The organism is Ekhidna lutea (assembly GCF_900188325.1).
In the GTDB taxonomy this organism is placed as follows: domain Bacteria; phylum Bacteroidota; class Bacteroidia; order Cytophagales; family Cyclobacteriaceae; genus Ekhidna; species Ekhidna lutea.
In genome coordinates this window covers 420205-432870 of sequence record NZ_FZPD01000003.1, presented here as the reverse complement: position 1 = coordinate 432870, position 12666 = coordinate 420205, and the positions used below count along the sequence as shown (strand labels likewise).

Below are 12666 nucleotides of genomic sequence, written 5' to 3'. Positions count from 1 at the left end.
TCACAGCAATTAGTCACAGTTGACTGTCGACTAATAGTCTGCTGACTAATTCACACAATCATTTTTTCAATTGGACACACCAAAATTCCTTCAGCTCCTTTTTCTTTCAACTGGTCAATTACCTCCCAAAAGTCATCCTCATTAATAACACTGTGTACACTGCTCCAACCTTCGTCTGCGAGCGGGAGCACGGTAGGACTTCTCATTCCGGGCAGCAATGCTATAATGGAATCTAATTTTTCATTAGGTGCATTGAGTAGAATGTATTTGTTCTGTTTCGCTGACTTAGCCGCTTCGATTCTGAATAGAAGTTTGTCCAGTATTTCTTTCTTTTCCCTGTTGAGCATTGTATTGGCAATGAGCAATGCTTCGCTGCGAAGAGCGACTTCCACTTCTTTAAGACCATTGGCTAAAAGTGTGCTGCCTGTGCTCACGATATCAAAGACGGCATCCGCAAGGCCTATTCCCGGCGCTATCTCCACGCTTCCGCTAATCACCTCTACAGTAGCGTCTATATTATTTTTCTGGAGGAAACTCTTTAAAATTACCGGGTAGCTTGTCGCTATTCTTTTTCCTGAAAACCACTCAAGCCCCGGGTAAGCTTCTTCTCTTTTGATGGCCAGAGACAACCGGCATTTTGAAAAGCCTGTTCGATTGATTATTTCCACAGGCTGTTGCTTTTCCAGGTATTCATTTTCACCCACGATCCCAATGTCAGCTACACCCTCGGCAACATACTGAGGAATGTCGTCATCGCGGAGGTAGAAGATTTCCAGAGGAAAGTTGGAAGCAGTGGACATCAGCTTACCTCCATTATTTATTTTGATTCCACACTCTTTGAGCAAGCCCATGCTTTTCTCATTGAGTCGACCGCTTTTCTGAACAGCTATTTTTAAAATGTCTTTCATGTCGTTGAAACTGATATTTCGAATAAGTGTTAAAGTTTAGGCATAAAAAAAGCCCTGACGGTTCGTCAGGGCTTTGAGTTATTTTTAGTTAACTACAATACACCTACTACACCGTCTCTTCCGAGTGGAGCATATGATGTACATGATGATGTAGTTGTTGTGTTCTCATTTCAGGTCGCAAATATAGACGACTTTTTTAAATGGAATTTATCCAGCAAATTTTTTGCTCACGGCATCCCAGTTTACCACATTGAAAAATGCGCTGATGTAATCTGGTCTTCTATTTTGGTAATTCAGGTAATACGCATGCTCCCAAACATCTAATCCAAGAATCGGAGTACCTGAACATCCTGCTTCGGGCATCAGTGGATTGTCCTGATTCGGAGTAGAGCAAACAGCAACTGAGCCATCGCTATTCTTGCAAAGCCATGCCCACCCACTACCAAATCGTGTAGCTGCCGCATTACTGAATTCTTCTTTGAATTTATCGAAAGACCCAAATGCCTTATTGATAGCATCCGCTAAAGCACCGGAAGGTTCACCACCACCATTTGGAGACATTACTTCCCAGAATAACGAGTGATTCCAGTGACCCCCACCATTGTTTCTTACTGCTCCGTTATCAGAATGATTTTTCACCAAATCTTCCAAAGATTTTCCAGCCATGTCTGTTCCTTCGATAGCAGCATTCAATTTTGAAACATATCCTGCATGGTGCTTGCCATGATGAATTTCCATGGTTTTCGCATCTATATGTGGTTCTAGTGCATCGTGTGCATAAGGTAGGTTTGGTAATTCAAAAGCCATAATTATGTGATTTTATAGGTTCAAAAAAATGATTTGTGAAGATAACAAGGTTGAGGGATGTTTAGTTGCCTTGTTGGGTTAATTAGTGATTAGTGAATTAGTATTTAGTTTATCGGTACTCCAAAATGAAAATATTATTTGGATGATAAACGCATCTATTTCTTTCTAATATTCTTAAAGAAGTCTTTTATCAAAACTTCACATTCATTTGCCATCACTCCCATCTTCAAATCTGTCTTCGGATGAACAATATCTTTACTGTATTTGGAGAATCCACGCTCTTTGTCCAGTGCCCCAATTACTACCCTACCAATCTGAGTCCAGAATAGCCCGCCGGCACACATGCTACATGGTTCAAGTGTTACAAACAGTGTACACTCATTCAAATACTTGGAGCTGAGGTTGTTTTGAGCAGCAGTAATCGCCAACATTTCCGCATGTGCAGTTGCATCATTGAGTCGCTCGACCCTGTTGTGATCTTTAGCAATGATTTTGTTTTCGCAGACGACAACTGCTCCTATGGGAATTTCGCCCTCATCGTAGGCATTTTGCGCTTCATTGAGCGCCTGTTTCATAAAATGTTCGTCGCTATAAATACTTAAGCTCATTATTTCTTCTTCACTTTCACACTATTCATAATCTCTCTCGCAGCAGATTGCCACTGACCCATAAGCCTCGCCTTACATCCGAAATTGAAAAGCAGTACTTGTCCATTATAAGCTGTGTATTGGATATAAGAATATGTTCTGGACGATTTTGTCCCTGAAAATGCATTTTCACTAGTCAGAGACCCAATAAATTCGAATACAATAAACTTCCTCCCGTTTACTTCCTTCACTTCATCTTGTAGAAATTCAACCTGATCAAACATGGACTGGATGCTGGCTTTGTAAAAACCATAAATAATTTCCTCATCGCCATCGATCCACTGCATTGGGTTCCAGTTTACGCCAAAATTAACCTCCCTGTCTTGGGAGGAATGCATTGCCAACGGTTCGCGAGCAGAAACAAATTTCTGCAACCGATCTCCCTCACTCATTACCACAAAAGACTCTGGCACTTGATAAGAGATCTCCTCATTTACCTGATATTTGACCATTTCCTGCGAGAAAAGTATAGTCGCATTGAAAAGCAGGCCGATGGATATTAGTTTTTTCATATGGCGAATTTAAAGAAATACACCCCTGTAGTCCCCTCAAGGGGACATTTCTTTCTCAGACAATTTTACAGTCTAGTTAATCCCCTTTTGAAGTTGGTTAGAGGTTTGTTTTTAGTGTTTAATAATGAGCTAATTCCTACTTTTGCAGCCAATTTGTATTAAAAAGACAATTAAAAGAGGATATGCTACGCACACATACTTGTGGAGAATTACGATCAGAACATATTGGAAGCACTGTGACCCTCACTGGCTGGGTACAAAAGCAGCGTGATAAAGGAGGCGTAGTATGGATAGATTTGAGAGATAGATATGGGATTACACAGCTGATTTTTGAAGAAGGTGTAACGGAGCAATCTATCATAGATCAAGCAAAGAAAGTTGGTCGTGAGTTTGTGATAAAAGCGACAGGAGAGGTAGTTGAACGCTACGCAAAAAATGATAAAATGGCTACCGGTGATCTGGAGATTCGGGTCAACTCTCTGGAAGTTTTGAATGGATCAAAGGTTCCTCCTTTTACAATAGAAGATGAAACAGATGGTGGTGAAGACCTTCGAATGAAGTATCGATACCTGGATATTCGAAGAAATCCTGTAAGAGAGAAACTACAGTTGCGTCACACGATGATGCAGAAGGTGCGAGAGTATTTGAACAAAGAAAAGTTTGTAGAAGTAGAGACTCCATATTTAATCAAATCTACACCTGAAGGCGCACGGGATTTTGTGGTGCCTTCCCGGATGAATGAAAATGAGTTTTACGCGCTTCCACAGTCCCCTCAAACTTTCAAACAACTTTTGATGGTGGCAGGAATGGATCGCTACTTCCAAATTGTAAAATGTTTTCGTGATGAGGATTTGAGGGCTGATCGACAGCCTGAATTTACCCAGATTGACTGTGAAATGGCATTTGTGGAGCAGGAAGATGTGCTTCAGACTTTCGAGGGTATGACAAAGTTTCTTTATAAAGAAATGAAAGGTATTGAGCTGGATGATTTTCAGCGGATCAGTTATGATGAAGCGATGGCGAAATACGGTTCTGACAAACCCGACCTACGATTCGGAATGGAATTTTGTGAGCTGAATGACAAGGCACAAGGCAAAGGTTTTGTGGTATTTGATAGCGCTGAATTAGTGGTTGGTATTAATGCAGAAGGATGCGCGAATTATACAAGGAAGCAATTAGATGGCTTGACGGATTTCGTCAAAAAGCCACAAATTGGGGCTAAAGGGCTGGTTTATGTGAAGTACAATGAAGATGGTTCATTCAAATCTTCCGTAGATAAATTCTTCGATCAGGATGAGCTGAAAGGTTGGGCTGAGAAATTTCGAGCCAAGCCTGGTGACTTGCTATTGATCCTAGCTGGAGAGAAAAATCAGACAAGAAAAGCACTTAATGAACTTCGTCTGGAAATGGGAGAAACCTTAGGTTTAAGAGATAAAAACAAAGTTGCAGCAGCATGGGTGCTTGATTTTCCACTATTGGAATGGGATGAAGAAACCAAGCGATATCATGCGATGCATCACCCATTTACTGCACCAAAACCCGAGGATGTGGAAAAACTAAATTCCGACCCGGGAGCGGTTCGGGCAAATGCGTACGATATGGTCATAAATGGTGTTGAAGCCGGAGGAGGCTCTATACGTATCCATGATCGAGCGATGCAAGCCAGAATGTTTGAAGTGTTGGGGTTCAGCAAAGAAGAGGCTGAAGAACAATTCGGGTTTCTGATGGGTGCTTTCGAATATGGAGCACCTCCACATGGTGGTGTAGCCTTTGGTTTCGATAGATTATGTGCAATAATGGCCGGAGAGCAGAGTATTAGAGATTTTATTGCCTTCCCAAAAAACAATGCTGGCAGGGATGTAATGATCGATTCTCCCTCTGCCATATCAATGGAACAGCTAAATGAGTTGGGAATTAAACTTGTAGAACCAACAAAATCGTAGCGTTTGGTAGTTTTTTACTAACTTTTCCAGTTAAATAATCACACCTGATGACTAAGAAATTTCTTCTTTACTCCGCCCCGTTCTTCATATTATTTGGAGCGTTCTCATTGTTTGAGCCGTGGTTTTATAGAAACCTTTTTGCCAGTACTTCTATTGATCGACTGGAAGGAAAGGAATTTCAAATCATTGCTCATAAGGGGGCTTCCGGTTTAGCTCCTGAAAATACAATGGCTGCTTTCCAGAAAGCATTGGATCTTGGTGTTGATCAGATCGAGCTTGATGTAAGACATACCAAGGACGAAGAGATCATTGTATTTCATGACCAACGACTGGATCGAGTTGCTAGGGATACACTAGGGAATCCTGTAACAGGTGATGTGCATGATTATACCCTTGAAGAAATCAAGCAGTTTGATGTAGGGTCGTGGTACGACTCGCACTACAGCGACCAGCGTATTCCAACCTTAAAAGAAGTATTGGATTTCATTAACGGCCAGGTCACTGTTTTGATTGAAATCAAACATATGGATCATCCGCATTACGATGATTTTGCTGAGAAGCTGGTCGAAGTAGTGATGAGTGAGGATGATGGAGAATCTTGGATTATTCTACAATCTTATGAGCCAGAATATCTCGACATTGTACATGAACTTGATTCATTGATTCAAACTAAAGCTTTAATCATTGGTGAAGATTCTGCCCCTCTGATTGCTTTTTATGTTGAGACCAGAATTCATATGGGGCGAGCAAAAGAGAGTAATCGCATGAAAGCAATTAACCCACAGTGGGAAACGCTTTCACCTCGAAGGGTATTCCAAATGCATGCGAAAGGATATCAGGTACATGCTTATCCGGTCAATACAAGAGAGGATATGATAAAAATGTTAAATGCCGGGGTTGATGGAATCATTACAGATTATCCGAATGTGGCCATTCAGCTTAGAAACGAAATCAGGAGATTGGGACAGGAAACGCAGTAGTAAGCTCTGCCTCTGCTGCTATATATCCGAATGACGCCCAGCTTGGGCTATCAAGAATTTTAAGGAAAATTTCGTTGGCTTTCTCAGTATTTCCTCGTTGCTGATACCAATTCCCTATGCCATAGCCTAGTGTTGGGTCTATGTTTCCATTCTCAGGAAATGCCTTTTGGATTAAATTTTCAGCCGACTTTTCTCCTTTAAAAAGGAGCAGTAAATCAAGGTATGCATCATTTTCAATGATTTTCATATCATTGCTTATAGGCTTCAACAGCTCATCTGCCAGCTCCGCATTCCCAATTTTTTTATAAGTCATAAACAGCCAATATGAAGTAGCGGTAAGCAGGTCATTGTTGTCACTAAACTCCATACACTTTCGATAGGCTGAAATGGCTTTATCGAAGCGTCCATTGAGATAATGAGCCAGACCATAATGATACCAGATATTGAATTTATCGTTGCTCAATGGCTGATTAATTCTATTGGGTAACCCATCCGGTTCTATGGCATTTTCAGCATTTACACTATAAAATGCTGCCATTTCAAAATCATCCACAGCTTTATCCAACTGTCTGGTTGTTATATATCTATGCCCTCTATGTCTTCTAAGCTTGTGAGAAGTTGGAAATTTTTGCAGCCCTTGCGTATACGCTTCAATTGCTTCCAAATATTTACCTAAATAGGCAAGCCTTCTTCCATACCATATGATTAGTTCCAGACTGTCCGGATTTGCTTCAAAGTTTCTTTTGGCGATGCGCAAATTACTATCATAGACCACTCTCGCTTCTTCTGATACCTGAATTGGAGAAAGCTCCTCCCCCATTAGGTTGTAAATTTTGAAAGGATCTCGGATCTGAGAAAGAGACGAATCAGAGCTACCAGTATCTTCCTGGTTCCCACCTATCTGGCAACTACATAAAACTATAGTCAATAATAAAAATTGTTTGCAATTCATACTTTACTCTTTCCAGTTTGGATACCCCGGTTGCTTTAACTCCTCACCATTTTTTGCTTCTTTCACCATTTGTCGTACATCTTCCAACAGTTCCTTTGCGTCATATACTACTCCATCCTTAATCGTATACTTCACTCCTCCTACTCTGGTGACTTCATTGTCTTCTGTTAGCTTGATTGCCCCTGTACCATAAAGTACTTTAAGATTTGCGAGCGGATTTTCCTCCACGATCACCAAATCTGCCAGCTTTCCTTTTTCTATGGTGCCAATCTCCTTTTCCATACCCAAAGCCTCTGCTCCTAGCAACGTAGCTGATCGAATGACCTCAAGAGGATGAAAACCTGCCTCCCTCAGCAATTCAAGCTCCCTGATATAGGCAAATCCATAAAGTTGGAAAATAAAGCCTGAATCTGATCCTGTGGTCACCCTCCCACCTCTGTTCTTATATTCATTGACAAATGTCATCCACAGCTTATAATTTTCCTTCCATGCTACCTCCTCTTCGGTACCCCAGAAGTGCCAATAAGACCCATGTGACACCTTGCTTGGTTGGTAAAACTTCCAAAGTGACGGCAAGGTGTAGTCCTTATGCCAGTCGGCATTTCTTGAACGCATTAAATCGCGGCTTGCTTCATAAATATTGAAAGTAGGATCTAGTGTAAAGTCTAATTCAAGCAATCGATTCATCACGGCATTCCATTTTTCAGAATAAGGTTCCGCTGCTTGTTTCCACAACCTACCGGCTTCACCAAATCGGTGCTGCTCGTTTTGATAATTATAATCCACCGGGTAATCCTGAACAATCCTATCATTAAACAACGCTTCAGGCAATCCATACCAATGCTCCATAGTGGTCAATCCCGCTTCCGCTGAATTCAGCACATTCCACCACCCTACATTTAACTGGGCATGGTGGCAGGCAGATCTTAACCCCAATCGTTTATTTTCTTTCAATGCAGCCTCCATCACTTCCGGCGATGCGCCAAAAAATTTAATTCCATCCGCTCCTCTTCTATAATTGGCACGCACCCAGGAAATAGCTTCTTCAGCATTAGTAATTGGTCCCTTTAGCACCTCAGCACCTACGGTTCGCTCACCGGGTAGACTTCTCACACGATCTATGCCCTCCAGATTTTGACCAAAAGATGTGTAAGCCAAAATGCGTGGAGCAACTATTTCATTGTTAATACTTCGTTCCTTATGCCGAAGCACCCAATCCAGTCCGTTTCCAGCTGATGGGTCCCTGATTGTTGTAATACCATGTGCAAGCCAAAGTTTAAAAACATATTCGGAAGGTGTGCCCTGGCTTGTACCACCTATGTGCCCGTGCATGTCTACAAACCCGGGCAAAACATACATGCCTTCAGCGTCAATTTCCATCCCATTCCCTTCCATTTTCGGCCGCCTTTCAGGGTCTAGTGCTACGCCGGGGTATCCAACTACCTGTACTTTGGTGATTTTATTCTTTTCTATGACAATATCAACCGGTCCGATGGGTGGTGCTCCATTGCCATTAATCACGGTGGCTCCCCTGATTATGGTCATATCATACGGTCCATCACCTTGTGTTCTTGATGGTGCAGAGGCAATTTGTGCTATGGCCCCTTGAAGAATCGAAAGAGAGAAAATAAATAGAAGGAATTTTTTCATGTAATGTGATGTATTAACTTTTAGCTCAGATTTAAAAATAATCAATTCAAAAGTATGGCAGCAGTTGAATCGAATATGATGCCTCTAGGTACGGTAGCCCCTGACTTTAGTTTGCCGGATGTTGTTTCCGGTCAAATAAAAACACTGGAGGATGTAAGAAAAGAATATGGCGTTGTTGTGATGTTTATTTGTGCACACTGCCCCTATGTTAAAAACATTGAAGAAGAAATTGCTGTTATCGCGCGTCAATACGGGGAATTGAAAATAGGTTTTGTTGCCATTAGCTCTAATGACGCAATTGCCTATCCAGATGACGCTCCTGATAAATTACGGGATCAGGCTGAGGAGTTTGAGTTTGATTTCCCATACCTCTATGATGAAACGCAAGAAGTAGCCAAAGCATATCAGGCCGCATGCACTCCTGAGTTTTATTTATTCGATGAGGATTTAAAATGTATTTATCGGGGAAGGTTTGATGCCAGCACACCCGGCAATCCGGAACCGGTAACAGGTGATGATCTTGTCAATGCCATTGAGGCACATCTAGAAGATGAACCAATCTTCGAAGATCAAAAACCAAGTATTGGATGCAGTATTAAGTGGAAATAACGGAGTTTGGTACTATTCACATTCACCTAATTCTGCATAAAGCACTCTCAACTCTTCAATTATTGATTTTACCGCTTCAGGTTCCTTTCCGAACTCATAAGTCACCTTTTTTGAACCCTCAGGAGTTGTGATCTCAATCCATTCAGCTCCCCCATCAGCACAATCCGGACATCCGATCGTTTCATCCAATGCCAAAAATTCTTGGGTATCAATCCCAGACATAAGTGAATTAAATTCCTGATACGACTGCTGGCATGTTTTCTCTTCCAAATTTTGATTTACTCTGGGAGTGACAGTTTTTGATACATGGCCTTCAGTTACAGTTAGCGTTTGAACACAGTACCCCGCACACATCCCAAAACTGGTTCCAAATTCAATTTTTTGCACGTCTGAACTTTGCACTTGCTCCTGGCAGTTAGATAAAAGGGCGCCAAAAAATACAATCGTGAGAGAAAATAGCTTCATTGTTCCTAATTGATTATAGTTCTGACAAATTACATCAAATAAAATGCCACATCCCTAAAAACCATCATTTTATAGTCCATTTCTGTTTTAGTAAATTGCGCATCCATTTTATAGCATGAGTATACAAGGAAAAATCAAGATCGTAACTACACACCAACTTCAGGAAATGAAGTCGAAAGGTGAAAAAATATCCATGTTGACTGCCTACGACTATTCCATGGCAAAGATCATCGATCAGTCCGGAGTTGATGTGATTCTTGTGGGAGACAGTGCCTCCAACGTGATGGCGGGAAACGAAACCACCCTTCCAATCACATTGGATCATATGATCTGGCATGCTACATCTGTGGTAAAAGCAGTAAAAAGGGCTTTGGTGGTTGTTGATGTGCCGTTTGGTAGCTATCAAGGTAGCTCATCAGAGGCGCTGAGATCTTGCATCAGAATCATGAAAGAATCCGGCGGTCATGCCGTAAAAATGGAAGGCGGTGTAGAAATCAAAGAAAGCATTTCTCGTGTACTGTCAGCCGGGATACCTGTAATGGGCCACCTTGGATTAACCCCACAATCTATTTACAAATTTGGCACGTATACCGTACGAGCTAAGGAAGAAGCAGAAGCAAATAAACTTATTGAAGATGCTAAGGCATTGCAAGAGCTTGGCTGCTTTGCGATTGTGCTGGAAAAAATCCCTTCCAAATTGGCCAAAAAAGTATCTGAATCAATTTCTATCCCCACAATAGGTATCGGCGCAGGACCAAACACTGATGGCCAGGTGCTAGTTGTTCATGATATGCTCGGCATTACACAAGATTTTAAACCTCGTTTCCTTCGTCAGTATGCAGACTTGAATAAAATCATGCATGAGGCGTTTGAAAACTATGTTTCCGACATTAAATCCCAAAAATTCCCCAACGAAAAAGAATCTTATTAGACCTTAAAGAAAAACCAATCAATGGCAAAGATCATTTACACACACACGGATGAAGCTCCGGCGTTAGCAACTAAATCATTATTACCAATCGTACAGGCATTTGCAGGGAAAGCAGGTGTGGAATTTGAAACAAGGGATATTTCACTTGCAGGAAGAATAATTGCACTGTTTCCGGAATTCCTTTCTGAAGATCAGCGAATTGGGGATGCGCTCTCAGAATTGGGTAAGATTGCAAAGACACCAGAAGCCAACATTATAAAGCTACCTAATATCAGCGCTTCCATCCCTCAGTTGATGGCTGCAATCAAAGAGCTTCAGTCACAAGGATATGCACTTCCTGACTATCCCGTTGATCCACAAAATGATCAGGAAAAAGACATCAAGGCACGATATGACAAAGTGAAAGGCAGTGCAGTAAACCCTGTACTTAGAGAGGGGAATTCAGACAGAAGGGCTCCAAAAGCGGTGAAAAATTTTGCGAAGAAATTCCCTCATTCGATGGGTCAATGGGATGCTAATTCAAAATCTCATGTTTCCAGCATGAGTGAAGGTGATTTTTACGGGAGTGAAAAATCCACTACAGTTTCTAATGAGACCCACGTGAAAATTAAATTTCATGGACAGGATGGTGAAACAAAGGATTTGAAGGATAGCTTTCCATTACAAGCTGGAGAAGTGATCGACACATCTGTCATGAATATGTTTAAGCTGAAATCTTTCATTGAGAAGGAGATAGAGGATGCCAAAACCAAAAATGTTTTGTTTTCCCTTCACATGAAAGCAACCATGATGAAGGTCTCGGACCCGATCATTTTTGGAGCGGCCGTTGAAGTGTATTACAAAGATGTATTTCAAAAACATGCAGACCTTTTCAATGAGCTGGGAGTAGATGCTACAAGTGGAATTGGAGATGTATATAATAAAATCCAATCACTGGATGATGCCAAGCGAAAAGAAGTTGAAGCCGACATTGATAAGGTATATGAATCGCGACCAGCACTGGCCATGGTCAATTCCGATAAAGGGATTACTAACCTGCATGTACCTAGTGACGTGATAATTGATGCTTCAATGCCTGCCATGATCCGAACCTCGGGTCAGATGTGGAACAAAGACAACAAAACGCAGGATACAAAAGCAGTAATCCCTGACCGTTCTTATTCTGGGGTTTACCAGGCTGTTATTGAAGACTGCAAAGCCAATGGTGCTTATGACCCTACTACTATGGGTAGCGTACCAAACGTTGGCTTGATGGCTCAAAAAGCTGAAGAATATGGTTCCCATGATAAAACCTTCCAGTTTGACAAGCCTGGAAAGGTACATGTAATTGATGCAGATGGAAATGTACTCTTAGAGCAGGAAGTGCACACAGGAGACATCTTCCGAATGTGTCAGGTGAAAGATGCCCCTATTCAGGATTGGGTGAAGCTCGCCGTTAACAGAGCAAAAGCAACAGGCTCACCAGCCGTATTCTGGCTGGACAAAAACAGGGCGCACGATGCTGAATTAATCAAAAAAGTAGAGCAATACCTTAAAGATAACGATACTTCAGGGCTGGAAATTCATATTATGTCTCCTGTTGAGGCGACTAAGTTCTCTGTAGAGAGAATCAGAAAAGGACAGGATACGATCTCTGTGACAGGTAATGTACTTCGAGATTATCTGACGGATCTATTTCCGATTTTAGAAGTTGGCACCAGTGCAAAGATGCTCTCAATCGTACCTCTAATGAATGGTGGTGGTCTATTTGAAACAGGGGCAGGAGGTTCTGCACCTAAGCACGTTCAGCAGTTTGTAGAGGAAGGTCACCTTCGGTGGGATTCACTTGGAGAGTTCCTGGCATTGGCTGTTTCACTTGAACATCTAGGTGAAAAGTACAACAATAAAGGCGCAAAGCTTCTAGGTGAAACATTGGATAATGCTACATCCAAATTGCTGGAAGAGAATAAGTCTCCATCCAGAAAAGTAAATGAGATAGACAACCGTGGAAGCCACTTTTACCTGGCTATGTACTGGGCAGAAATGTTGGCTAATCAGGATGAGGATGTGGAACTAAAGGCTACTTTCGAAAAAGTAGCAAGGGAACTTGCTGCCAATGAGTCCAAAATAAACGAGGAGCTAATAGCTGCTCAGGGAGCTGCAGTTGATATCGGAGGTTACTATCAGCCAAATGAAAAGATGGCTACTGACGCCATGCGGCCAAGTGCAAGCTTGAATCAAATTATTGATTCAATTTAAGATAAAATTTCAATTGATTTCAAA

General features: G+C 41.6%; 12 protein-coding genes. 5 read left to right on the top strand and 7 right to left on the bottom strand.

Going from position 1 to position 12666, the window contains the following annotated elements; all coding sequences use genetic code 11:
- Positions 1-50 precede the first annotated feature (50 nt).
- The 4 genes from hisG to CHB71_RS09615 form a co-directional block, all read right to left on the bottom strand.
- On the bottom strand, positions 51-908 hold the full coding sequence (gene hisG / locus CHB71_RS09630; protein ID WP_089356697.1) for an ATP phosphoribosyltransferase: 858 nt from the start codon (positions 906-908) through the stop codon (positions 51-53).
- Between the two features lie 207 nt (positions 909-1115).
- On the bottom strand, positions 1116-1715 hold the full coding sequence (locus tag CHB71_RS09625) for a superoxide dismutase (protein ID WP_089356696.1): 600 nt from the start codon (positions 1713-1715) through the stop codon (positions 1116-1118).
- A gap of 155 nt (positions 1716-1870) precedes the next feature.
- Positions 1871-2323: a nucleoside deaminase gene (locus CHB71_RS09620; protein WP_089356695.1), complete on the bottom strand. Its 453-nt coding sequence runs from the start codon at positions 2321-2323 to the stop codon at positions 1871-1873.
- Positions 2323-2874, bottom strand: a complete 552-nt coding sequence (locus tag CHB71_RS09615) for a hypothetical protein (protein ID WP_089356694.1) — start codon at positions 2872-2874, stop codon at positions 2323-2325. Before CHB71_RS09615 ends, CHB71_RS09620 begins: the two co-directional genes overlap by 1 nt.
- A 182-nt stretch (positions 2875-3056) precedes the next feature.
- Here CHB71_RS09615 and aspS point away from each other — a divergent pair, with 182 nt between their 5' ends.
- Together aspS and CHB71_RS09605 are read left to right on the top strand one after the other, a co-directional pair.
- The gene (aspS, locus tag CHB71_RS09610) at positions 3057-4817 is read left to right on the top strand and encodes an aspartate--tRNA ligase (RefSeq protein WP_089356693.1); all 1761 of its coding nucleotides are present in this window, start codon (positions 3057-3059) and stop codon (positions 4815-4817) included.
- Positions 4818-4864: 47 nt separating this feature from the next.
- The gene (locus CHB71_RS09605) at positions 4865-5797 is read left to right on the top strand and encodes a glycerophosphodiester phosphodiesterase (RefSeq protein ID WP_089356692.1); all 933 of its coding nucleotides are present in this window, start codon (positions 4865-4867) and stop codon (positions 5795-5797) included.
- Here CHB71_RS09605 and CHB71_RS09600 read toward each other — a convergent pair.
- On the bottom strand, positions 5769-6617 hold the full coding sequence (locus CHB71_RS09600) for a tetratricopeptide repeat protein (RefSeq protein ID WP_179213367.1): 849 nt from the start codon (positions 6615-6617) through the stop codon (positions 5769-5771). The genes CHB71_RS09605 and CHB71_RS09600 overlap by 29 nt on opposite strands.
- Before the next feature lie 135 nt (positions 6618-6752).
- Positions 6753-8399 (bottom strand): amidohydrolase family protein, encoded by a 1647-nt coding sequence (locus CHB71_RS09595; protein WP_089356690.1) that lies wholly within the window; start codon positions 8397-8399, stop codon positions 6753-6755.
- A gap of 54 nt (positions 8400-8453) precedes the next feature.
- Between CHB71_RS09595 and CHB71_RS09590 the strand changes: the two genes are divergently transcribed.
- Positions 8454-9008: a thioredoxin family protein gene (locus tag CHB71_RS09590; protein WP_089356689.1), complete on the top strand. Its 555-nt coding sequence runs from the start codon at positions 8454-8456 to the stop codon at positions 9006-9008.
- 12 nt (positions 9009-9020) lie between these two features.
- Here the strand turns inward: CHB71_RS09590 and CHB71_RS09585 are convergent, their stop codons facing one another.
- Positions 9021-9473 carry a hypothetical protein gene (locus tag CHB71_RS09585; RefSeq protein ID WP_089356688.1) on the bottom strand — a complete coding sequence of 151 codons (453 nt, stop codon included), beginning with the start codon at positions 9471-9473 and terminating at the stop codon, positions 9021-9023.
- A 115-nt stretch (positions 9474-9588) separates the two neighbouring features.
- Between CHB71_RS09585 and panB the strand changes: the two genes are divergently transcribed.
- Entirely contained in the window at positions 9589-10404 is an 816-nt protein-coding gene (panB, locus tag CHB71_RS09580; RefSeq protein WP_089356687.1) for a 3-methyl-2-oxobutanoate hydroxymethyltransferase, read from the top strand.
- A gap of 21 nt (positions 10405-10425) precedes the next feature.
- Positions 10426-12642, top strand: coding sequence for an NADP-dependent isocitrate dehydrogenase (locus tag CHB71_RS09575; RefSeq protein WP_089356686.1), 2217 nt, complete (start codon positions 10426-10428; stop codon positions 12640-12642).
- The last annotated feature ends 24 nt before the right edge of the window (positions 12643-12666 follow it).

What these genes read in the sequence shown, in the direction of transcription:
- panB (WP_089356687.1), top strand. Translation starts at nt 9,589, where the DNA reads ATGAGTATACAAGGAAAAATCAAGATCGTAACTACACACCAACTTCAG.
- CHB71_RS09625 (WP_089356696.1), bottom strand. Translation starts at nt 1,715, where the DNA reads ATGGCTTTTGAATTACCAAACCTACCTTATGCACACGATGCACTAGAA.
- CHB71_RS09600 (WP_179213367.1), bottom strand. Translation starts at nt 6,617, where the DNA reads ATGGGGGAGGAGCTTTCTCCAATTCAGGTATCAGAAGAAGCGAGAGTG.
- CHB71_RS09575 (WP_089356686.1), top strand. Translation starts at nt 10,426, where the DNA reads ATGGCAAAGATCATTTACACACACACGGATGAAGCTCCGGCGTTAGCA.
- aspS (WP_089356693.1), top strand. Translation starts at nt 3,057, where the DNA reads ATGCTACGCACACATACTTGTGGAGAATTACGATCAGAACATATTGGA.
- CHB71_RS09585 (WP_089356688.1), bottom strand. Translation starts at nt 9,473, where the DNA reads ATGAAGCTATTTTCTCTCACGATTGTATTTTTTGGCGCCCTTTTATCT.
- CHB71_RS09615 (WP_089356694.1), bottom strand. Translation starts at nt 2,874, where the DNA reads ATGAAAAAACTAATATCCATCGGCCTGCTTTTCAATGCGACTATACTT.
- CHB71_RS09590 (WP_089356689.1), top strand. Translation starts at nt 8,454, where the DNA reads ATGGCAGCAGTTGAATCGAATATGATGCCTCTAGGTACGGTAGCCCCT.
- hisG (WP_089356697.1), bottom strand. Translation starts at nt 908, where the DNA reads ATGAAAGACATTTTAAAAATAGCTGTTCAGAAAAGCGGTCGACTCAAT.
- CHB71_RS09605 (WP_089356692.1), top strand. Translation starts at nt 4,865, where the DNA reads ATGACTAAGAAATTTCTTCTTTACTCCGCCCCGTTCTTCATATTATTT.
- CHB71_RS09595 (WP_089356690.1), bottom strand. Translation starts at nt 8,399, where the DNA reads ATGAAAAAATTCCTTCTATTTATTTTCTCTCTTTCGATTCTTCAAGGG.
- CHB71_RS09620 (WP_089356695.1), bottom strand. Translation starts at nt 2,323, where the DNA reads ATGAGCTTAAGTATTTATAGCGACGAACATTTTATGAAACAGGCGCTC.